This is a genomic window from Enterococcus sp. DIV0167 (genome assembly GCF_050541555.1).
Lineage (GTDB): Bacteria > Bacillota > Bacilli > Lactobacillales > Enterococcaceae > Enterococcus > Enterococcus faecalis.
This window is the reverse complement of the sequence record NZ_CP172933.1, coordinates 985,724-1,006,336: the sequence shown is the minus strand read 5'-3', so window position 1 is coordinate 1,006,336 and position 20,613 is coordinate 985,724. Positions and strand designations below refer to the sequence as shown.

Genomic DNA, 20,613 nt, shown 5'->3' with positions numbered 1-20,613 from the left:
TCGTGCTTCTTCCATGTTTTAGGCAATGGAAGCTAGTCCCAACGTTTTTTCAATTAAAAACATTAAGCCCATTGTTAGTAGCATCAACAATACAGAAATTGCTGAAACAGTTGGATCATAATTGTATTCCATATAACTTAATAAAGAAGTAGGCAGCATCGTCACACCGGGACCTGATAAAAACATCGATACAGGAACATTGTTAAACGAATTGACAAATGCTAACATAAAGGCTGCAAAAATTCCCGAAGACACATTGGGTAAAACAATTTGAATGAAAGCTCGCAATCTTGTACAACCTAATGTCCAAGCTACTTCTTCCATTGAATAATCTAGTTGTTCCATACTTGACCCAACCACTCGAATAATATAAGGCAAACTAATTAAAAAATGCCCCATTAACAATCCTTGAAAGACAGGCAAACCTAATTTAATAACAATATATTGAAATAACGTATACCCGACCACAATTCCTGGAATCACAGTTGGGGATAAGAAAAAGCTTTTAATAAAGTTGCGCCCACGAACGGAATAACGTGCCAGCGCATAGGAAGCCGGAATCCCTACTATTAATGCTAAAACAGTTGCTAATACCCCGATCAACAAGCTTAACTTAAAACTGTCCATAAACGTTTCCGATTGTAAGGCTTTGGCGTACCAATCTAAAGTAAACCCTTTAATCGGAAATTGAATCGCTGCGGCTGTTCCAAAAGAAGTCACCACAATCAAACATAATGGTAAAAATAAAAACAGAAAAACTAGAATTGCAATAACAGATAGTCCTTTTTGCTTACGCATGATTTGCTTCTCTCCGATCTACTTTCTTAGCGACCATGTCTAGGCCTTTCATCACAATTAATGTTGTTAAAATCATAATAAATGCAAGAACACTCGCCGATTGCCAATCACCTAAAGTATTAGCCTTTTGATATAAGAAGGTCGACATCATCATTTTTTGGTTACCACCTAACAGCTGTGGCGTTGTATAAGCCGTTAAAGTTCCTGTAAACACTAATATACTTCCTACAATGGTGCCTGGAATTGATAAAGGTAAAACAATTTTCCGAAAAGCCGTCATTGGATTGGCGCCTAGCGTCTCAGCCGCTTCTAGCATTTCTCCTTCAATGTTTTCCATAACCCCAACTAAGGTCATAATCATTGTCGGTAAAAATAAATACACTGAACCGATAATAATTGCAAATTCTGTATACAATAAATTCAGCGGTTGCTCAATTAAGCCCGTTTTTAATAACAACGTATTCACTACACCGTTTTTTCCTAAAATGTTAATCCAAGCAAAACTTCGAATAACTGAGTTGGTTAATAGTGGAAACAAGGTCATAGCCATTAAAAAGCCACGCCATTTTTTGGAAACTCCAGCAATAAAGTATGCCGTTGGAATGCCCAACACAATTGAAATACCCGTCACTATTAACGAAACTCTTATCGTTCGCCAGAAAATTGAAACATTATAGTCATCTTTAAAAAAAGTAACATACTGATTTAGTGTCAAGCCATGATCAGTAAAAATGGTTGGCAAAATGCTAGTAATTAATGGAATCATTAAGAAAAATAATAATAGTACTAGCCCCGGTGCCACAATTAAATAAGGAACTTTCTTGTTCATTCGTACACTCCTCGTTCGTTTTTTCACTTCATCAGTATACGCAAGGAAAACGTATATTTCAACACATTTTCATCTTTTTGTTCGTTTTTAAACCCGAACGTTCGTATATTTTTTCGAAAAAGGTTATTAAAAAATAAAACACGAACATTAAACAAAAAAACACAAACAAGACTGTTTGTGTTTTTTGTCAACTTTTTTATTTATCACTTAATTTTCTTGGAACGTTTGATCCTTTTCCATCATTTTCACTATAATACCATCTTGATACACCTGATAATATCCGAACAATTCATTCTCTTTTGAGACACTATTCTTTTCAGATATAATTTGAACAACATAACTTCCTTTATTTGACTGCTTAAACGTATAATGAAACGCCGAGTCATTCGTTGGTATCCCTAAACCATTTTGTAAAAATTCAATCGCTTCCTGTTTAGTATAAGATTCTGCTTCTAATTGCGTTCCTAAATGCGGATTTTTTTGATCGACAAATTGTCTTACTTTGTCATTATTAGCAGACTTTTCTATAACGACTTCCTGTTGTGAATCCCTACTTCCTGAACAGCCAGATAATACAAATAAAATCATCAACAACCCCAAACACTTACTCAAAGTTTTCTCCTCCTCTCCCTTTTCATTAGTGATACCTGATGATTTCTTTTATATTTTAGCATGCTTGATATAACGAATGGTGCTCAAAAAAGACAGAATCAACAAGTAAAAATTGTCGACTCACCTTTCTCAACTAATATTAAAAACTATTTGTCTCAATATTTTCGAATTCCCTGTAAATTACTGATAAATAAAAACAGCTCTTTTTGCGTATACTTATATTATCAGCACCTAAAGGAGGAACTTTCTTGAATAAAAAAAATCTACTCACTTATCAATCAATGGCAGCCTTGTTGCTAGTATTCAGTCTCTTTAGTTTTGACCCATCGGTTTCTTTTGCCACCCGTTCTGGAAAAACGCCGGTTTCAGTTGAACTAGAACTTGGAGGGCTGCCTGGCGATGAATCGGTTGACGATGCCATTGATCCTGACTTAGAAAATCCTAACACTAGTTTTGACTTGCTCTTTATTCCGAAAGAATTTACTTTTGAAACCCAAGCGATTTCTGGTGATTTAACGTCAGTTCCTATACGACCTTCTGAAGGCAATACTCATACAATGAGACACTTCGGGATGGGGGATGTTCGCGGAGCCTTAACTGGTTGGCATGTCACTGCTGAAATCCCACACATGCGAAACGAAGCTCATTCTTTACTAGGCATCATTACGTTTCAATTAACAGGCGGCTATGCCCGCTATGACAAAACGTTAAGGCGTTTCTTTATGACAAATACAATGTATGGACTGGATTTTTCAGAAGATCCTGCTGCACCCGACTTCCCGACCAACCCAATTATTATCGGTAACGGTGCGACTTTAATGAGTAACGCTGGTGATAGAAAAGGACAAGGCATGTGGAGTGGCCGCATGACCGATATTTCTCTTGCAATCCAAACCCCTGTTTCACAATTATTTCCTGGCGCATATACAGGTTCGATTATCTGGAATTTAATCTCTGGACCTGCATAAAATAAAAAAAACGCTTAGAAAACTAGCGGAATCACTACTCTTCTAAGCGTTTTTTTATATCATAAGGACTATTTGCTCCTTCTATTTGTCTAAGCATGCTTTACCACTTTTCGTTTAACGAATCACTTGGCCCCAACGGTAATCAAACTGATATTCTTGATTACCATTATTCAGGTTAATTTTGTATAAATAACGCGGGACTTTAATGAATAACGCATCCTCTACTTGAAAAGCTTCAATAGGTACATTTTCTTTAGTTAAAAGCAACGGTGTTTGCCACTCGTATGTTTTTTTCTGCCAATTGTATAAGCCAACTATCGCTTGATTACTTTGTCTTTTCTTGTATGACAGAACATAATAATTTGCTTCATCTTTCTTGCCTAATAAAACTGGTGCTATTAGTTGCTCTTCTAGTTTTCCTTGCACTGTTGTACGCTCTTCCGATGACAGCTTTTGACCAATTTGACTCTCATTTGAATCTACCGTCCATTTAGGCGCTTCTTGTGTTTGAAAGACTTCTTTGAAAGTTGGATCTTGTTTTAACTGCCAATTTTTCAAATCTAATTGATAATATCGATTGTTTAATCCATAAATATAGAGATAGCGATTATCCATAAAACGATAATCAACGAAATCAGAGCTTAAATAGTCTTTTAATTCAGGGAATTTCTTCACTAAATCCGCTTCAGAAAACTGTTTTTTCCCTGTTTTTGTATCGAGTAAGTAAATGGCCTCGTTATCAGCATTATTCAAAACCACATATTGATCTGTTTGACCAATTAAATAATCACGCCAACCTAAACGTTTACTCCACATTCGTTCGCCCGTCTGACTATTAACAGAAATCACTTGGAACAATGAGTTACTGGTGCTAATGCCATTCGTTCGTCCATTTGGGATAATCATTCGCTCGATTGAAGTTAAGCCTTTCGTTTTTTCAGAATAAAACGTCGCACTTTTCTCTTCAATCGTTACTGAACGAAACATTCCGAAAAAGATTAAACCAGCAAAATGTACCACTGCAAGATAAACCAACAAAATTAACGCATAGGGAACCAGTCGCCTTGTACTCCGCCTTCTTATTAAGGAAATAACCAAAATACCACTAATTACTATAAAAATAATTGCTACAATGATGACAAAAATATCATGATAAAGCCAACCAGACAATTGCCAACTTCTATAAAGTGTGTCCATTACGCCATCCTTTCCAATTGTTATTTGCTTATTATAAAAAGGATACTATTTTTTTTTGAAAAATAACAACAAAAAGCGACGAGCAGCAATAAGCCCATTCAAGTTGACTAACTAGGTCAACTTGAATGGGCGTGGAGAAATGTGCCTTGTTATTCCGCTTCTTCAATTGCGGACAAAGCTTTTGCAATATCAATTTCTTTATTCCGATAGTCAGCATCATGAACTGGAAAATGCTGCCGCAATTCTGCTGCTTCCATCCACGAAACAGTCCCTTGTTTAATGCCAAAATCAAGAATGTGCCCACCAAATTGGTGATCCTCACTGATAAAGTGCAAATGAAATCCTGCAGCAGAAGCACCATGAAATAATTTAGGTGTAAAGAACCCTACAACTGTTCCCTGAATATTCTCCGCTGTAAATTCAGGTTGATTGCGTGCTGCTTCTACAAATGGTGGATATGGTTTTTCTTGTTTAGGTGCCACACGGACATGCATCTTCGCAAAAAGACCGCTAATTTTAATTGCCGCAAAAAAATTAGGACTAATTTTTTCTAAAATTTGTGCTTTAATATTTTCATCGGTTTCCGTTGATACAGGGAATGCGCCATCTTCTTGAAAACGAGTAACTGCGGCATATGGCGTTAATTCTTCGCCTTCTAAAATAGTAATTTCGCCAGTTTGATTCGCATGATACAATATACCGTCCAATAAAATAATTTCGCCATTTGAGCCTTCTAATGTCCCAATTCCAAAATCACCTTGCGTGAGTAACGTACCAATTTCTGCCGTTCCTGCCATCAAACTTTCCATTAAACCGCCTAGCGTACCATGTTGATAAACATATTGTTCGCTCATTTTTCCATCTCCTAATAAAGTTGATCTGGTAACAATGTTTTACCTAATTCTTGATTATCTGAATAATCCACAGGAACATCAATAATCACTGGGCCTTCTGTTTGCATTCCTTCTTCTAAAGCTGCGGCAAATTCTGCTTGTGAATGTACTCGAACCCCTTTGGCTCCAAAAGCTTCAGCATATTTCACAAAATCAACTGGACCAAAATCTACGCCAGAGGATCGATTATATTTCATTTCTTCTTGGAATTTAACCATATCATAACTACCATCATTCCAAATAATATGCACGATATTTTGCTTTAAACGAACCGCTGTTTCTAATTCTTGCGCCGAAAATAGGAAACCGCCGTCCCCAGAAACAGAGATAATTTGTGTATTCGGACGAACCAGCGCAGCCGAGATTGCCCAAGGCAAAGCGACACCTAATGTTTGCATACCGTTACTAAATAATAAATGACGCGGTTCATAACTTCTAAAGTGGCGAGCCATCCAAATGTAGTGACTCCCTACGTCAACAGTAACTGTCATTTCATTCGTGGTTTTTTCTTGAAGCGTTTGAACAATTTCTAATGGATGTAATCGATTTTCAATTGTACTTGTTTTTACTTCTTTAATCGTTAATTTTTCTTGAAGCGTTTCTAAATAATCTTGCGCATCTTCTGTTAATATTGGTTCACTAAATGCTTCTGATAATTTCAAAATATTTTTAGACATATCACCAATTAGCTCTTCTTCCGGTTGCATATATTGATCAATTTCCATTTGAACTTCATCAATAACAATAACGCGCGCATCTTTTTCTGCGTTCCAATTACGTGCCTCATATTCAATTGGGTCATACCCAATCGCAATCACTAAATCACTTCTTTTTAACAAACGGTCCCCAGGTTGGTTTCGAAATAAACCAACACGCCCAAAGAAATGTTCTTCTAATTCTTTTGAAATAATGCCTGCTCCTTGGAACGTTTCCACGACTGGCAAACCAGTTATAGCAACCAATTCACGAATGGCTGCGGTAACTTTTCGTGCAGAGGCCCGCATTCCTAAAAGTAAAACAGGTAATTTCGCTTGCTTGATTCGTTCAGCTAAAGCTGCGATTGTTTCTGCTGATGCATGGCCCAGTTTCGGAGCCGACAAAGGCTTAATTGCTTCGCCTGTCACCGGACTATCTGTGACATCTTGTGGGATCGATAAGAATGTTGCACCTTTTTTCGCTGTTTTGGCGATACGGTAAGCATTGGCAATATTTTCAGATAATGTTTCTGGATCTTGAATTTCTGTACTGAATTTTGTTATTGGACTAAATAATGCAGCATTATTCATGCTTTGGTGAGTTAATTTTGACAAATCGGACCGTTTTACCTGTCCAGCCAATGCTAAAACAGGGTCCCCTTCTGCAGTCGCAGTTACTAACCCAGTTGCTAAATTGCTGGCACCAGGTCCACTAGTTGCAATAACTAAGCCAGGCTCTCCCGTCAAACGACCAATCCCTTGTGCCATAAAGGCTGCATTTTGTTCATGTCGAGCTAAAATTAATTCTGGGCCTTTATCAACTAATGCATCAAAAACCCCATCAATTTTTGCACCGGGAATCCCAAAAATATAGGGCACTTCGTGATTGATTAAACTTTCTACTATGATATCTGATCCTTTTTTACTCACTGTTATACCTCCAATTAAAATCTGTACTAATTACAAATACAAAAATACCACTAAAATTCTAATTAATCAACAATGAAACACCTTGAAAACGTGTAATATACTAATTCGCATATTTTAATAGAATTGAGATATTTCAAAAGATTAAGCAAAAATAATGCAAAATACCTTAAAGTTTTATAGTCTTTCAACAATTATTATATACTTCTTCACTAAAAATTAGTAAGATTAACTTATAAGAAAAAAATCACAACCTGTGATAAATTATTGGAGGAAAAATATGTCAAAAGGGAAGAAAATTTTTGCCATTATCTTTGGAATTATCTTGGTTCTATTTCTTGCAGTTGTTGGAATGGGAGCAAAACTTTATTGGGATGTTTCTAAATCAATGGATAAAACCTATGAAACAGTAGAACGATCTAAAAAAAGTCAGGTCAATTTAAACAATAAGGAGCCTTTTTCTGTTTTATTATTAGGGATCGATACAGGCGATGATGGGCGTGTCGAGCAAGGTCGTTCGGATACAACAATTGTTGCAACAGTTAACCCTCGTGACAAGCAAACAACCTTAGTCAGTCTTGCTCGCGATACCTATGTTGATATTCCAGGTCAAGGAAAACAAGATAAATTGAATCACGCCTATGCTTTTGGTGGGGCATCTTTAGCAATGGACACAGTTGAAAACTATTTAAATATACCTATTAATCATTATGTTTCAATTAATATGGCTGGTTTAAAAGAATTAGTCAACGCGGTTGGCGGAATCGAAGTGAACAATAATCTGACTTTTTCACAAGACGGATATGATTTTACGATTGGTAAAATTTCATTGGATGGTGAACAAGCACTCTCCTATTCAAGAATGCGTTACGAAGATCCTAATGGTGACTACGGCCGCCAAGAACGGCAAAGAAAAGTGATTGAAGGCATCGTCCAAAAAGTCTTAAGTCTTAATAGCGTGAGCAACTATCAAGAAATTTTAACAGCTGTTTCTGATAATATGAAGACAGATTTAAGTTTTGATGACATGAAAAAAATTGCCTTAGATTATCGCAGTGCCTTTGGTAAAGTGAAACAAGACCAACTTCAAGGTACTGGTTTTATGCAAGATGGTGTTTCCTATCAACGTGTGGATGAACAAGAATTAACTCGTGTCCAACAAGAGTTGAAAAATCAATTGAATACAAAATAAAAATAAAACCCACGAGTACTATAAATACTCATGGGTTTTATTTTCTCTTCTATTAACGTTCTTGTTTTACCGCTTCTAAAGCCGCTGTATTAATAATGTTCCAAGGTTTGTCAAACGCTGGTTGGAAGAAGAAGTCCGCATAGGCTAAGTCTTCAATCGTCATTTTGGCTTGAATCGCTAATGAAATAGCATTAATGTTTGCAGTTAAATCTGCTTTCGACATTAATTGAGCGCCTAAAATTTGTGTTGTTTCAGGATCATACACTAATTTAAACCAAGCTTTTTGTTTGTCTGGATTAAAGTCCATCAAGTAGTCTTCTACTACTGTCACCGCTTTTGTTTCTTTTCCTAATTTTTGAGCCATGACTTCGTTAATCCCTGTTGAAGCAAATTTATAATTAAAGACGGCCAAGCCAGAAGATCCTTGAACACCAGGGAAAGGTTTAACTGGTTCCTCTAGGTTTTTCACAGCAAAGCGACCTTGTTTACGAGCATTCGTTGCTAAAGCAATATTTACTTCTGTGTCTGCAGGATTGTATTTAATTAACGTAGCATCCCCTACTGCAAATACATCTGGCTCACTTGTCCGCATGTATTCATCCGTCTTGATTAGGCCATTCGGATGTAATTCTAAGGTACCTTTTAACCAAGCAGTGTTTGGACGGACGCCAACTGCTACAACGACCAAATCAGCATCGTACGCATTTTTATCTGTAACGACTTTTTGCACACGACCGTCGCCTTCGTAACGTTCAACTGTTTCACCAGTTGCAATGGTAATATTATTAGCTTCCATCTCTTCTGTTAAAACATCTGTAAATTCTTTATCTAGATATACCCCTAATGGACGATCTAAAATGTCAATAACAGTAACCTTTTTACCGGCTTTTGCAAATGCTTCGGCAGCTTCAATCCCAATATAACCACTACCAATCACAACCACATTATTGACTTCTGGATCTACTGTTTTTTGTTTTAATTTAATGGCCCATTGACGACCACGCATCAAGTAAATATTATCCAAATCTTTACCTGGAATATCTAATTCAAATGGGACAGCTCCGGGACTGATGATTAATTTATCATAATTTTCAACACGTTCTTCACCTGACACTAAATCTTTCACTGTCACTTGATGTTCTTTTGGTTGAATCGCTGTAATTTCAGTATTAGAAAAGACATTCACACCACGACTCTCCATTTTTTCGCCAGTCATATAGCGAACAGAATTAACATCTTTCACTTTTCCTTCTAGGTACAACTGCATGCCACAAGACAAGAATGAGATAAAATCACCTTTCTCATACCATTGAATTTCTGCATCAGGATGAAGATTTAGTAATTCCTCTACCGCTTCATAACCTCCATGTGATGATCCTAAAACAATAACTTTCATCGCTCGTTCCTCCCATATAATATTATTTCTTACATAATAAAGAATATCATATATTCTCAAAAAATAACAAGTAATATCCTCTTTTTCATTCTCAATTAAGTTCTTTAAATGAGAATAAAAAGGAGTATCCGCTGTATTTCGCCTCTTTTCAATTACTTTTTTATTTACTAAAAAATAAAAAATACTAAATTCTCCGATACGATTGATAGGGACGCCCCACTTTTAAATAGCTATTTTTACTTTCTAAAAGGTTATTTTTTTCTAGAAACAACACATATTTGCGAACAGAAACATGTGAAAGCTGACTCGCTTCTGATAATTCTTGAATCGTAAAATAGTCGGTAAATTCGTCTATTTTTTTTAACAATAGTTGTAATGTTGCTTGTGTTAGTCCTTTTTCTAAGGATAGGTTTTGAATATCTTGTTCATTTTTACGTGCGTTTGTCTGTGAAGAATGAAACAATTGGTCCACTTTTGTTTGCGAAAGCTCCTCCGTTTCCAGCGTGAATTGAGCAGCTTTTTTCTGATAGTTTTCGATACTTTGTTGAAATCGTTCAAAAGAGAAGGGTTTAACTAAATAGTCTAAAACGCCTAAATGTAAGCTTCGTTTAACATTTTCTAACTCGTTGGCAGCCGTAATCAGGATAACTTCTGTGTCAATTTTTTCATCTCTAATTGTTGCCAGATAGGTCAAGCCATTGCCATCTTTTAAATGAACATCTAATAAAACAAGTGCTGGTTGTTTTTCTTTCGTTAGTTGTAGACCTTCAGCAATTGTTGCCGCCGTAAAAATAGTCGGTTGGTGAATTAATTTTTCAAGATATTTTTGATGTATATATGCAACCATAGGATCGTCTTCAATAATCAATAGGTTCATTTTCCTCTGCTCCTTCGTAATGAACATTTATGCGAAGGACAAGCCAATTGTTTTGTTGGTTTTCCCAAGTCAATGTCGCTTCCCCATTCTCTAATAATCTTGCCAAATAAGAAGTGAAAAACTCTTGTTCAAAGCGTTCCAGTTGTTCTTTTGGATAAGCAAACGAATAAGTCGTCGTCAAACTTCCTGGCTGATAATCAATGGTTTCAATGATCTCTTCTGGTAACGGTTGTTCCATCAGGAAACGATGAATATAACGGTAGATAGCAATCAAATTTTGCGTATCTTCATCTCGTTTATTTGGTGGAATTTCTGGATAAATTTCAATAGCTAATTGTGTTTTAATTTCTGCAAACTTGATTCTTTCCCCACTTAAAAAACCTGCTAAAATAGGATTCCTAACCAAAATAGCTAAGCGCTGTGCAAATTCCTTTTCTGGTTTCAATAAATCGGCTAGATAATGTTTTAGCGCCTCGTAATCTTCTAAATCGACTAAGCCATAAATGACATGCATCTTATTCATAAATTCGTGTGATTGACTTTGTAATGCCGAAGCATATGTCGTTGTGCTGACAAGCTGTTCTGCGACAATAAACGTTTCCGTCGCATTTTTCAGAAAGATAACATGCCCAATTGTTTTTTTACGGACATTAATCGGGGCGATTGAGACGAAATAATCCTGGCCATTTTGACGATAGAATTGCTCTGTTTTTGAATGTACGATTAATTTTTCAGGAGATAAAACCAATGCTGAAAGTTTCTTTCCTAGTAAATTTTCTTCACTATTTGTTATATTATGATACATTTTAGTTGCTTCAATATTTGCTAATAAAATATTTTGATCGGTATCAATCACAAGGATTGCGTCTTTCGTTTCCTCAAGCATGGCATTTCGCTCTTCTAATAGACGAGCAATTTCTCTTGGCTCTAAATCGTGAAGTTGTTTTTTTAAATAATAAGAAACCACGATGGCTAATATAAAGCCAAAACCAACACTTAAAAGGACACTCACTGTGTAATCATTTTTTGTTCGTTCAATCAATTGTGAAAGCGAGGTCATTTTAATGCCCATTGCCACAACCCCAATTTGTTTTCCTTGATCATAGACTGGGACAAAACCTCGTAATGATTCTCCTAAACTCCCTTGACTAACAGATAAATGTTCCTCCCCTTTTAATGCTCGCACTTCATCGCCACCTTCAAAATGCTTACCTATTTTTTGGCGATCAGGATGTGTTAAACGAATCCCCTGCATATTCATAATCACGATAAAATCCAACTGATGGATTTCACCTAAACGAACCGTATACGCTTCCAATTCATCTGAATAGTGATCATTCTTTAAGGCTTCAATAACATTCGGTTCAATAGCCAACTGTTCCCCGACGGCTAAAAGTGCTTGCTCTTGGTTTTTACGAACTTCTTTAATTGTTTGGACCGTCGTTACTCCGTAAAAGAAAGTAATCATAATAATTAATGTTGCAATAAAAATCACTGATAAGAAGCACCATAATTTCCCGCCACGCTTCATTCCATCCCTCTTTTCTCTTCAAATAAAGTATAGCATAGGAAGATTTGGTTAAAAAACTTTTCTTTAGTTAAATTAATTAAATAATCTACTCTACAGAAAACGTTTACATTATGATGAATATAGATTAAAGTTATAGGAGGAAATAGCATGGAAAAGAAATTGCACGCAACAGCTGCTAATGAAACAGATTGGCGCAACAAATTAACCAAAACGAGGATTGGTTCGGTTACGTTACCTGTTTATCTTGTAACAGCTAGCATTATTCTTGTTACGGCTCTATTAGAACAACTACCAGTCAATATGTTAGGTGGTTTTGCCGTAATTTTAACAATGGGTTGGTTACTTGGAACAATTGGTGGAAATATTCCTATTTTGAAACATTTTGGCGGTCCCGCAATTTTATCTTTATTAGTACCATCAATTATGGTCTTTTTCAATTTACTCAACCAAAATGTCTTAGACTCAACAGATATTTTAATGAAACAAGCAAACTTTCTCTACTTCTATATTGCATGTTTGGTCTGTGGAAGTATCCTTGGAATGAACCGCAAAATTTTAGTCCAAGGTTTAATGCGCATGATTGTCCCGATGGCATTAGGAATGATTTTAGCAATGGGCGTTGGGACCCTTGTTGGAACACTGTTAGGTCTCGGTTGGAAACATAGCCTTTTCTATATCGTCACTCCTGTTTTAGCTGGTGGAATCGGTGAAGGTATTCTTCCTTTATCCCTTGGTTATAGTGCCATTACTGGGTTGCCAAGTGAACAATTAGTGGGGCAATTAATTCCCGCAACCATTATTGGTAATTTTTTTGCTATCATGTGTTCAGGTTTACTTAGTCGTTTAGGAGAAAAACGCCCTGAACTTTCTGGACAAGGTCAGTTGATTAAAATTACCAATTCAGATGATTTAAGTGATGCTTTAGAAGAAGACAAAGCACCAATTGATGTAAAATTAATGGGTGCTGGTGTTTTAATTGCGTGTACCTTATTTATTACAGGCGGTTTATTACAACACTTAACAGGCTTTCCTGGTCCTGTTTTGATGATTGTTGTCGCAGCCTTTTTAAAATACTTAAACGTAGTACCGAAAGAAACCCAACGCGGATCAAAACAGCTTTATAAATTTATCTCTGGCAATTTTACGTTCCCGTTAATGGTCGGCTTAGGTATGTTATATATTCCTTTAAAAGATGTCGTAGGAATGCTTAGCTGGCAATATTTTGTTGTGGTAATTAGTGTCGTTTTCACTGTTATTGCTACAGGATTTTTCGTTTCACGCTTCATGAATATGAATCCCGTTGAGGCTGCCATTGTCTCCGCTTGTCAGAGTGGTATGGGTGGGACTGGCGATGTAGCTATTTTAAGTACAGCCAATCGAATGAACTTAATGCCGTTTGCACAAGTTGCGACACGTTTAGGCGGTGCCATTACAGTAATAACAATGACTGCTATTTTTAGAATGCTTTTTTAACTATAAGTGAATTATTTAGGAGGAAAATGATATGTCAACAAAAGATGTAAAAGAATTAGCGATTGAGCAAGCAAAAAAATTTGGGGGGAAATTAGAAGTCTGCCCTAAAGTTCCGATTGAAACAAAAGCAGATTTAGGAATTGCCTACACACCAGGTGTTGCGGCTGTTTCTTCTGCCATACATGAAAAAAAAGAACGCGCTTACGAATTAACGACAAAGAAAAACACCGTCGCCGTTATTAGTGATGGTTCAGCAGTTTTAGGTTTAGGTAACATTGGTCCTGAAGCAGCGATGCCTGTCATGGAAGGAAAAGCTGCATTGTTTAAACGCTTTGCTGGTGTGGATTCGATTCCCCTTGTTTTAGATACACAAGATACCGAAGAAATTATTCAAACGGTGAAATTTTTGGCTCCAACCTTTGGGGGAATTAACTTGGAAGATATCAGCGCTCCTCGTTGTTTTGAAATTGAACAGCGTTTAATCGATGAACTAGATATTCCCGTTTTCCATGATGATCAACACGGGACAGCGATTGTTGTTCTAGCGGCTTTGTACAACAGCTTAAAATTAATCAACAAGAAAATAGAGGACATTCATGTGGTAATCAACGGCGGTGGCTCCGCTGGTCTTTCGATCACAAGAAAATTTTTAGCTGCTGGCGTAAAACATATTATCATTGTTGACCGTACAGGGATTCTGAGCGAAACAGATACAGCTCTGCCACCACACCACGCAGAAATTGCGAAGCTAACCAATCGGGAACACCGTACCGGTGATTTAGCTACTGCTCTTGAAGGCGCTGATGTCTTTGTTGGTGTTTCGGCACCAGGTGTTTTAAAACCTGAGTGGATTCAACAGATGAATGAGCAGCCAGTTATTTTTGCAATGGCTAACCCAGTTCCTGAAATTTTTCCTGATGAAGCTTTAGCGGCAGGCGCTTATATTGTCGGAACTGGTCGTAGTGACTTTCCGAATCAAATTAATAATGTGTTAGCCTTCCCTGGTATCTTCCGTGGTGCCTTAGATGCTCGGGCGAAAAAGATTACGATTGAAATGCAAATTGCCGCTGCCAAAGGTATTGCAAAATTGATTCCCGATAATGAACTCACGCCGACCAATATTATTCCCGATCCATTCCAAGAAGGAGTCGCAAAAGTCGTCGCCGAAAGCGTCCGTAACGCTGTCAAAGAATCAAATTAAAAAGAGAAAAAAGGAACAACCTAACTCCTCTTGAGTTAAGTTGTTCCTTTTTAAAATCTGAAACGCTAATCTATTATTTAAAACTGATATTAAACTCTTGCATATCTTTTTCAATATAAGCAAGTAATTTTTTATTTTCAAAGAAACGTGTAAAGTAGTACGCAATACGATAATCTTCAACAGCATCTAGTCCTAGCATTTGTTTATTAAACGCTTTTTCGTATAATAAGCAATCTAAAGAGTAAATAGAACTGTGCGTCCGATTAATTTCGATTCCTTTATCACTTAATTCAATACTCTTTGCATAGTCTTTAATTAATGAATAGAATTTTGCGGTATTATAATAAATACGGCATTGCTCTAATGGATAATCTAATTTGAATTCGCTTAGCAATTGTAAAGATTTATCGTAATAAACTTTTGCTTTTTCAATATCATCTTCTAATTCATATAAAATACCGATCGCATTCATACTCAAAATATTATAAATATTAATATCACGACTAATTTCAGAACCACGATGTAAATAGAACAATGCTTCGCTATTATTTTTCTTACCTAATAAACTCGTAATTCCTTTATAATAGAAAAATTTTGTTTCTAAAATTCTGTTTGAACTTTCGATATCATCTGGATAGTCTTTCAACAAATCATAGGCTTCATCGTGCTTAAAGTAAAAGCATAATTCTTCTACTTTATTTAATAAGCTTTCGAGTTTTTTCTCACTAGAACCTTCGATACATTCTTCTACTTGTAAGTCTAAACGTAGACATACAGATGAGAAAATGTCTAAACTGTCACACACATTTTTGTTTTCAATGTTACTAATTGTTGCTTGTGTACAAATTCCTTTTGCCAATTCAGCTTGCGATAATTTTTTCTTTTTACGCGCTGTTTTGATTTTTTCTCCCGCTACTCTCACAGTCAAAACTCCAATCTTTCTATTTTTTTTGTATTAAACATACCATCATTTTACAGATAATGTTATAATGAAGCTATCATAATAAAGGAGGTGAAATATATGTTTGATTTACTTGCTTTATTAACTGGAATTTCAGTTCGTGGCAATGCACCACACCAATAATTACGTGTTTGTTTAACTGAATTTCTGACGGCTCTACCTATGCCAGTAGGTGGAGCCATTTTTTTATTTAATATTATAAAATTAACAGTATTTCTAAAACCTCACACTTAGTATAACACAAATTATAAATTATGCTAGATAGTTGCCAAATTAACGTCATTACAAGGATGTTACGTTTTTACAACATCTTGTAAAACTAGACAATGCTGTCCTTCTTTATCCACCACACTCAATGATAGTGATAGTATCTTATGATAGAAACAACATGTACATTATAACAATTATTATTAAGAAAGCTACTTCTCAATAGGAGAAGTAGCGCTTCTCTCGTTACAGTTTTACTCTTCTTCTTCAGCCATGAATGTATTGAAAACTTCTTCAATCATATCCCATTCAGCGTCTGTTTCAATTTGCTGTAAATCGCCTTCTGTACCTTCTGCGTTTTCCACATATGAGTAAGCTTGCAATTCAACATCTTCATCCTCAGGAATTCCTGCTGGATATAATAAAACATAATTTTTACCGAATTCTTCTTGACCGTCAACAGTTAGTAGGATCTCGTATAATGTTTCATTTCCTTGTTCGTCTACTAAAGTAATGTGTTCATGTCCTTCGTGATCATGATCGTGGTTGTGTTCTGTCATTCTTCTTCTCTCCCTTGATGTATTCAAAGCTCGATAATTATCGGCTATGTGCATCTAAATAATTTTGTAGAATCATTACTGCCGCTAGTTTATCAATGACTTTCTTTCTTTTGGCTCTTGAAGCATCTGCTTGCTCCACCAAGAAACGCTCTGCTTGGACAGTTGTTAATCGTTCATCTTGATAGTCAACAGGTAATTGAAATAATTCTTGAATCTTATCACCATATGCCATGGATGCTTCAGCTCTAGGACCGATGGAATTATTCATGTTTTTCGGTAAACCTACGACAAATTTCGTGACTTCGTATTCTTTCACCAATTCACCTAATCGCTCAAAGCCGAAGTTCTCTTCCTCTTCATTGATGCGAATAATTTCGATGCCTTGCGCTGTCCAACCTAATAAATCACTAACAGCCACACCGACTGTCCGTGAACCTACATCTAGCCCCATGATCCTCATTTGATATCGATTCCGTGGTTCGCTAAGTAATATTTGGTTAATTCTTCCATGATTTCATCACGTTCATGACGACGAATTAAGTTTCGAGCATCTTGATAACGAGGAATGTAAGCCGGGTCCCCAGAAAGTAAATACCCTACTATTTGGTTAATAGGATTGTATCCCTTTTCTTCTAATGCCCGATATACGGTTTCTAACGTTTCACTGATTGCTTTTTTTCGATTATCATCAAAATCAAAGCGTACTGTTTCGTCTGTAAAACCCATTTTACTACACCTCACTTCTACTTTTATACAATTTCATTTTACTAGAAAAGAACCGAAACTACAAACAAAATTTCTTCTCCTTCTCTCTTTTTTGTTATTTCTTAGTCTTTTATTAATAAAGGCTTCGTAAAAAAATGACAGCCATCGATAATTTTAAAATTATAAAAACAAATACACAACTTTATAAAACAAGAATAAAGGTCTGCTAAATCGCCAGAATATCACCTTTCCCTCCAATTCATTTTGCGAAAAAATCGACGTTTTTCTTTTAAAAACTTTTAAATATCTATGATTAAATAATATCAGCCTTTTAATGTTACAATTCGCTAACAATCTGTTTACGATGTAAATTTTCGATTGCAGCTGTTATTTATTTCCTCTTTTTGGTTCGTTTGTAGTACACTAGAAGAAAATACATAAAGTGAGGCTTGCTCAATGACTCCTGCTCATTTGGATTTACTTTTAGAAACCTGTTTGTTAGCTGGTAAAATTATGATAGAAAGCGATGCAGAAATGTACCGTGTTGAAGATACAATGAGCCGAATTGCGCTTGCTTCTGGCAACTATCGAATGGTTAGCTATGTGACACAAACCGGGTTATTTGTTGGCATAGATGGAACCTCCACGATTCGTATGGTTCAAGTAATGAAACGTGGCATTGATTTAGAAAAAATCTCTCGTGTGAATCAGCTGTCTCGTGCTTATGTGGCTGGTGATTTTTCTTTAGAGGAATTACTGAATAAACTAAAAGTGATAGATAGTGAACACCGCCATTTTCCAATTAGCGCACGCATTGTTAGTGCGGCCGTTGTCAGCGCTACAATTATGATTCTTTTTGGTGGCGTCTGGTCCGATTTATTCTTGACTTTTCTGATTGGTGGTTGCGGCTATAGTCTTTATTATTTTAGTTTAAAGTTTCTCAAGATTAAATTTTTATCTGAATTTTTAGCTTCGCTGTTTATTGGTGCAGCCGCTATTCTTTCAGTCAAATTGGGACTCGGACAATCACAAGATTTAATCATCATTGGTTGTGTCATGCCTTTAGTGCCTGGTGTGCAAATTACCAATGCTCTTCGCGATTTGCTAGCTGGACACTACTTATCGGGTGTTTCTCGTGGGACTGAAGCATTAATGACTTCAGGAATGATTGGTTTTGGCATTGCTTTTGTCTTTCAACTTTTCTATTAAAAGGAGTGACTTACTTGCTAGGAATCGTTTTGGTACAATTTATCTTTAGTTTTTTAGCTTCTGCGGCGTTTGCAATTATTATTAATGTTCCCCGACGATCACTGGTGGCTTGTGGTCTAACTGGTAGTGTAAGCTGGATGCTTTATTGGGTAATCGTTGAAGTTTTTAGTGGAAATGCAGCATTAGGTTCCCTTATCGGTGCTGTCGGTGTTGCGGCAGTAAGCTACCTATTCTCAAAAATATTGAAAATGCCTGTCACGATTTTTAATATTCCTGGTATTGTTCCATTGGTACCTGGTGGCTTAGCTTATCAAGCTGTTCGGAATATCGTAATTGGCAATTATGAAAAAGGCGCCTATTTTACCGTGCAAGCTGTAATGATTGCTGGGGCAATTGCGTTAGGCTTAGTCGCTTCTGAGGTTTTCAATCAGAATATCCGCAGCTTTCGGGAAAAAAGAGAATCTTTGGGTTTTATTCGTCGTAAGCGCAACAAAATTAAAAAATAGACAGCAAAAAAGTTGGTTGCTTCCATTTGATAAGGAAGCAACCAACTTTTTTTAAAAGGAACGATAGACATATTGATTTTTTGGTGCTTGATCTGCTTTGACTTTCTCCACTTGCACAGTTGGTATTTGCCGTTTAAACGGTGGATAATAGGATAACTCAACCGTGCCGGTAATCGTTACCCAATCATTGTTTTGAAATTGCGTATGTTCAGGAAAATGAACCAACAAGCCAAAAACGCCAGAATCAGCGACACAATGAATAATCCCAAAACGGAAGACAAATTGGTCAACACTTTCTTCTCGTTTTGAATTATAGACAAAGCCTTTATAAGAAATCCTTTTCCCTGCAAATTGACTTGGATAATTATAGATTAATTCCATAATTTCCAAATAGTTTTCATCCGTAATTGAAATCACAGATTGTCCATCATATTGTTTCATGGCTTTTGCCATCTGCTTGTCATAATCCGTCTTATTGAAATACATACTTGTATCAGGTTTCAAATATTGCGTTTGCATATCAGGATCCCCTACTGATTCTTTACTTACTGGAAAGTTAAAGCCTTTTGCTTCAACAATTGTTGTGTCTAAACTAACTGTCGGAAATAATAAGCCAACAATCAACGGTAAAGAAAGTAGTAAATAGGCAAGCCCTCTTTGGCTGGGTTTTTCCAAATTATGCTGATGGCCATGATGTTCATGTCCCCCATGTTGGTGCATGTCTTCATGTTTTTTTTGCATTGATGGATCTGCTTGGTTCCACAAAATCAATTGGACAATCGCCATAATAAAAGCTAAAACCATTGATAAAACAGCTAAGTAATTATAATGAATATTGATATATTGGTTCAGTTCACCTGAAATTTGAAGATACATCATCAACCCCATATATCCAATTAAAATAATAAATCGTATCATCGATTGTAGGCCTCCTTTCTAAACTACTGCCGCATAAATAGTTACGACAAGCGCCACTATCAAAACAAATTGTACAATGAATGACATCTTAAAATAACGTTTCATCATCAATAAATTTTTAATATCTACCATTGGACCAAAAACTAAGAAGGCGACAATTGGTCCTGTGCCAAACAAACTCAAAAGAGAAGAACCAATAAATGCATCTGCTTCTGAACAAAGTGATAGAGTGGCAGCGATGACTAGCATGACTAGAATCGCTAAAATCTTTGAATGGCCCAATTGCATAAGCGCACCAGTTGGAATATAGGTTTGCATGATTGCTGCTAACAAAGAACCAAAAATTAAATAACGACCCGTATCAAAAAATTCATCAATACTATGGGTTAACGCTGACCAGCCATTTTTCCAAAATGAACGAGCTTCATCAACGTGTTCATGCGTATGAGCAACCTGCTCTTCTTTAATCTGCGCCAACTCTTTTTCTGTTAAAATTGATTCTTTTCGAAAATAAGCTAACCAAATGCCGATAACCCACGCGACAATCATACTACCTAAAACTCGCCAAATCACAAATTTTGTTGCGCCACTAAAGGCTACGTATGTTGAGAATAGCACAATTGGATTAATGATTGGTGCCGTTAACATAAAAGCAAAAGCGGTATGTGTTGGTACATCTTTTTTAACAAATTGATGCACAATTGGTACAATCCCACATTCACAAGAAGGGAAGAAAAACCCTAGGAAACTCCCTACACAAATTGATAAAAATTTATTTTTAGGTAACACTTTTTTTACTCGTTCTGGTGTTAAAAAAACATGTAAAGCGCCTGAAATCAAGCAACCTAACATGACAAAAGGCAATGCTTCGATAATAATCGAAAGAAAAATAGTGCTCATCTGTAAAACAGAGTTTGGTAAAAATTGAAACATCATAGACCTCCCACTAGTAAAAATC

General features: G+C 36.3%; 21 protein-coding genes. 6 read left to right on the top strand and 15 right to left on the bottom strand.

Annotation, left to right across the window (positions count from 1 at the left end; all coding sequences use genetic code 11):
* Positions 1 to 18: 18 nt before the first annotated feature.
* The 3 genes from IGM09_RS05000 to IGM09_RS04990 form a co-directional block, all read right to left on the bottom strand.
* The gene (locus IGM09_RS05000; protein WP_002357916.1) at positions 19 to 798 is read right to left on the bottom strand and encodes an ABC transporter permease; all 780 of its coding nucleotides are present in this window, start codon (positions 796 to 798) and stop codon (positions 19 to 21) included.
* Positions 791 to 1,627: an ABC transporter permease gene (locus IGM09_RS04995; protein ID WP_002382189.1), complete on the bottom strand. Its 837-nt coding sequence runs from the start codon at positions 1,625 to 1,627 to the stop codon at positions 791 to 793. The genes IGM09_RS05000 and IGM09_RS04995 overlap by 8 nt, the downstream gene beginning before the upstream one ends.
* Positions 1,628 to 1,834: 207 nt before the next feature.
* Positions 1,835 to 2,215, bottom strand: a complete 381-nt coding sequence (locus tag IGM09_RS04990) for a hypothetical protein (RefSeq protein ID WP_002393185.1) — start codon at positions 2,213 to 2,215, stop codon at positions 1,835 to 1,837.
* A 230-nt stretch (positions 2,216 to 2,445) separates the two neighbouring features.
* Here IGM09_RS04990 and IGM09_RS04985 point away from each other — a divergent pair, with 230 nt between their 5' ends.
* Positions 2,446 to 3,207, top strand: coding sequence for a WxL domain-containing protein (locus tag IGM09_RS04985; protein WP_025192058.1), 762 nt, complete (start codon positions 2,446 to 2,448; stop codon positions 3,205 to 3,207).
* A gap of 114 nt (positions 3,208 to 3,321) precedes the next feature.
* Here the strand turns inward: IGM09_RS04985 and IGM09_RS04980 are convergent, their stop codons facing one another.
* From IGM09_RS04980 to alsS, 3 genes are all read right to left on the bottom strand, one after another.
* A complete protein-coding gene (locus IGM09_RS04980; protein ID WP_002366508.1) occupies positions 3,322 to 4,404 on the bottom strand; it encodes a PA2928 family protein in 1,083 nt (360 codons plus the stop codon).
* A 149-nt stretch (positions 4,405 to 4,553) separates the two neighbouring features.
* Entirely contained in the window at positions 4,554 to 5,258 is a 705-nt protein-coding gene (budA, locus tag IGM09_RS04975) for an acetolactate decarboxylase (protein WP_002366507.1), read from the bottom strand.
* An 11-nt stretch (positions 5,259 to 5,269) separates the two neighbouring features.
* Positions 5,270 to 6,922: an acetolactate synthase AlsS gene (gene alsS, locus IGM09_RS04970; protein WP_002357923.1), complete on the bottom strand. Its 1,653-nt coding sequence runs from the start codon at positions 6,920 to 6,922 to the stop codon at positions 5,270 to 5,272.
* Between the two features lie 277 nt (positions 6,923 to 7,199).
* Here alsS and IGM09_RS04965 point away from each other — a divergent pair, with 277 nt between their 5' ends.
* Complete coding sequence (locus IGM09_RS04965; protein ID WP_002385983.1) at positions 7,200 to 8,111, top strand: LCP family protein; 912 nt, start codon at positions 7,200 to 7,202, stop codon at positions 8,109 to 8,111.
* A 52-nt stretch (positions 8,112 to 8,163) separates the two neighbouring features.
* Here IGM09_RS04965 and IGM09_RS04960 read toward each other — a convergent pair whose 3' ends face one another.
* The 3 genes from IGM09_RS04960 to IGM09_RS04950 all read right to left on the bottom strand — a co-directional run bounded on the left by IGM09_RS04960 (position 8,164) and on the right by IGM09_RS04950 (position 11,915).
* Positions 8,164 to 9,507 (bottom strand): NADH peroxidase, encoded by a 1,344-nt coding sequence (locus IGM09_RS04960; protein WP_010775757.1) that lies wholly within the window; start codon positions 9,505 to 9,507, stop codon positions 8,164 to 8,166.
* Between the two features lie 184 nt (positions 9,508 to 9,691).
* Complete coding sequence (locus tag IGM09_RS04955) at positions 9,692 to 10,384, bottom strand: response regulator (RefSeq protein ID WP_010775756.1); 693 nt, start codon at positions 10,382 to 10,384, stop codon at positions 9,692 to 9,694.
* Positions 10,365 to 11,915 carry a Spo0B domain-containing protein gene (locus tag IGM09_RS04950; protein WP_010775755.1) on the bottom strand — a complete coding sequence of 517 codons (1,551 nt, stop codon included), beginning with the start codon at positions 11,913 to 11,915 and terminating at the stop codon, positions 10,365 to 10,367. The genes IGM09_RS04955 and IGM09_RS04950 overlap by 20 nt, the downstream gene beginning before the upstream one ends.
* Positions 11,916 to 12,062: 147 nt before the next feature.
* Here IGM09_RS04950 and IGM09_RS04945 point away from each other — a divergent pair, with 147 nt between their 5' ends.
* Together IGM09_RS04945 and IGM09_RS04940 are read left to right on the top strand one after the other, a co-directional pair.
* Positions 12,063 to 13,388 carry a 2-hydroxycarboxylate transporter family protein gene (locus tag IGM09_RS04945; RefSeq protein ID WP_002357930.1) on the top strand — a complete coding sequence of 442 codons (1,326 nt, stop codon included), beginning with the start codon at positions 12,063 to 12,065 and terminating at the stop codon, positions 13,386 to 13,388.
* A gap of 31 nt (positions 13,389 to 13,419) precedes the next feature.
* Positions 13,420 to 14,589, top strand: coding sequence for an NAD(P)-dependent malic enzyme (locus IGM09_RS04940; protein WP_010775754.1), 1,170 nt, complete (start codon positions 13,420 to 13,422; stop codon positions 14,587 to 14,589).
* A 73-nt stretch (positions 14,590 to 14,662) separates the two neighbouring features.
* On the opposite strand, the gene IGM09_RS04935 is transcribed toward IGM09_RS04940, so the two are convergent.
* From IGM09_RS04935 to ireB, 4 genes are all read right to left on the bottom strand, one after another.
* Positions 14,663 to 15,511 (bottom strand): helix-turn-helix domain-containing protein, encoded by an 849-nt coding sequence (locus IGM09_RS04935; RefSeq protein ID WP_002382173.1) that lies wholly within the window; start codon positions 15,509 to 15,511, stop codon positions 14,663 to 14,665.
* A gap of 500 nt (positions 15,512 to 16,011) precedes the next feature.
* A complete protein-coding gene (locus tag IGM09_RS04930; protein ID WP_002357933.1) occupies positions 16,012 to 16,317 on the bottom strand; it encodes a DUF1292 domain-containing protein in 306 nt (101 codons plus the stop codon).
* A 37-nt stretch (positions 16,318 to 16,354) separates the two neighbouring features.
* The gene (gene ruvX, locus IGM09_RS04925) at positions 16,355 to 16,777 is read right to left on the bottom strand and encodes a Holliday junction resolvase RuvX (protein ID WP_002357936.1); all 423 of its coding nucleotides are present in this window, start codon (positions 16,775 to 16,777) and stop codon (positions 16,355 to 16,357) included.
* Positions 16,774 to 17,043, bottom strand: a complete 270-nt coding sequence (ireB, locus tag IGM09_RS04920; protein ID WP_002357937.1) for a regulatory phosphoprotein IreB — start codon at positions 17,041 to 17,043, stop codon at positions 16,774 to 16,776. The genes ruvX and ireB overlap by 4 nt, the downstream gene beginning before the upstream one ends.
* A 435-nt stretch (positions 17,044 to 17,478) precedes the next feature.
* On the opposite strand from ireB, the gene IGM09_RS04915 reads away from it, so the two are divergent.
* Both IGM09_RS04915 and IGM09_RS04910 read left to right on the top strand, forming a co-directional pair.
* Entirely contained in the window at positions 17,479 to 18,231 is a 753-nt protein-coding gene (locus IGM09_RS04915; protein WP_002357938.1) for a threonine/serine exporter family protein, read from the top strand.
* Positions 18,232 to 18,236: 5 nt separating this feature from the next.
* Positions 18,237 to 18,737 (top strand): threonine/serine exporter family protein, encoded by a 501-nt coding sequence (locus IGM09_RS04910; RefSeq protein WP_002382172.1) that lies wholly within the window; start codon positions 18,237 to 18,239, stop codon positions 18,735 to 18,737.
* Positions 18,738 to 18,788: 51 nt separating this feature from the next.
* On the opposite strand, the gene IGM09_RS04905 is transcribed toward IGM09_RS04910, so the two are convergent.
* Positions 18,789 to 19,655 (bottom strand): TIGR03943 family putative permease subunit, encoded by an 867-nt coding sequence (locus tag IGM09_RS04905; RefSeq protein WP_002357940.1) that lies wholly within the window; start codon positions 19,653 to 19,655, stop codon positions 18,789 to 18,791.
* 18 nt (positions 19,656 to 19,673) lie between these two features.
* A complete protein-coding gene (locus IGM09_RS04900) occupies positions 19,674 to 20,588 on the bottom strand; it encodes a permease (protein WP_002357942.1) in 915 nt (304 codons plus the stop codon).
* Positions 20,589 to 20,613 lie beyond the last annotated feature (25 nt).

Coding starts and splice junctions, on each gene's coding strand:
- IGM09_RS05000 (WP_002357916.1), bottom strand. CDS start 798: ATGCGTAAGCAAAAAGGACTATCTGTTATTGCAATTCTAGTTTTTCTG.
- IGM09_RS04995 (WP_002382189.1), bottom strand. CDS start 1,627: ATGAACAAGAAAGTTCCTTATTTAATTGTGGCACCGGGGCTAGTACTA.
- IGM09_RS04990 (WP_002393185.1), bottom strand. CDS start 2,215: ATGATTTTATTTGTATTATCTGGCTGTTCAGGAAGTAGGGATTCACAA.
- IGM09_RS04980 (WP_002366508.1), bottom strand. CDS start 4,404: ATGGACACACTTTATAGAAGTTGGCAATTGTCTGGTTGGCTTTATCAT.
- budA (WP_002366507.1), bottom strand. CDS start 5,258: ATGAGCGAACAATATGTTTATCAACATGGTACGCTAGGCGGTTTAATG.
- IGM09_RS04965 (WP_002385983.1), top strand. CDS start 7,200: ATGTCAAAAGGGAAGAAAATTTTTGCCATTATCTTTGGAATTATCTTG.
- IGM09_RS04960 (WP_010775757.1), bottom strand. CDS start 9,507: ATGAAAGTTATTGTTTTAGGATCATCACATGGAGGTTATGAAGCGGTA.
- IGM09_RS04955 (WP_010775756.1), bottom strand. CDS start 10,384: ATGAACCTATTGATTATTGAAGACGATCCTATGGTTGCATATATACAT.
- IGM09_RS04950 (WP_010775755.1), bottom strand. CDS start 11,915: ATGAAGCGTGGCGGGAAATTATGGTGCTTCTTATCAGTGATTTTTATT.
- IGM09_RS04945 (WP_002357930.1), top strand. CDS start 12,063: ATGGAAAAGAAATTGCACGCAACAGCTGCTAATGAAACAGATTGGCGC.
- IGM09_RS04940 (WP_010775754.1), top strand. CDS start 13,420: ATGTCAACAAAAGATGTAAAAGAATTAGCGATTGAGCAAGCAAAAAAA.
- IGM09_RS04930 (WP_002357933.1), bottom strand. CDS start 16,317: ATGACAGAACACAACCACGATCATGATCACGAAGGACATGAACACATT.
- ruvX (WP_002357936.1), bottom strand. CDS start 16,777: ATGAGGATCATGGGGCTAGATGTAGGTTCACGGACAGTCGGTGTGGCT.
- ireB (WP_002357937.1), bottom strand. CDS start 17,043: ATGGGTTTTACAGACGAAACAGTACGCTTTGATTTTGATGATAATCGA.
- IGM09_RS04915 (WP_002357938.1), top strand. CDS start 17,479: ATGACTCCTGCTCATTTGGATTTACTTTTAGAAACCTGTTTGTTAGCT.
- IGM09_RS04905 (WP_002357940.1), bottom strand. CDS start 19,655: ATGATACGATTTATTATTTTAATTGGATATATGGGGTTGATGATGTAT.
- IGM09_RS04900 (WP_002357942.1), bottom strand. CDS start 20,588: ATGTTTCAATTTTTACCAAACTCTGTTTTACAGATGAGCACTATTTTT.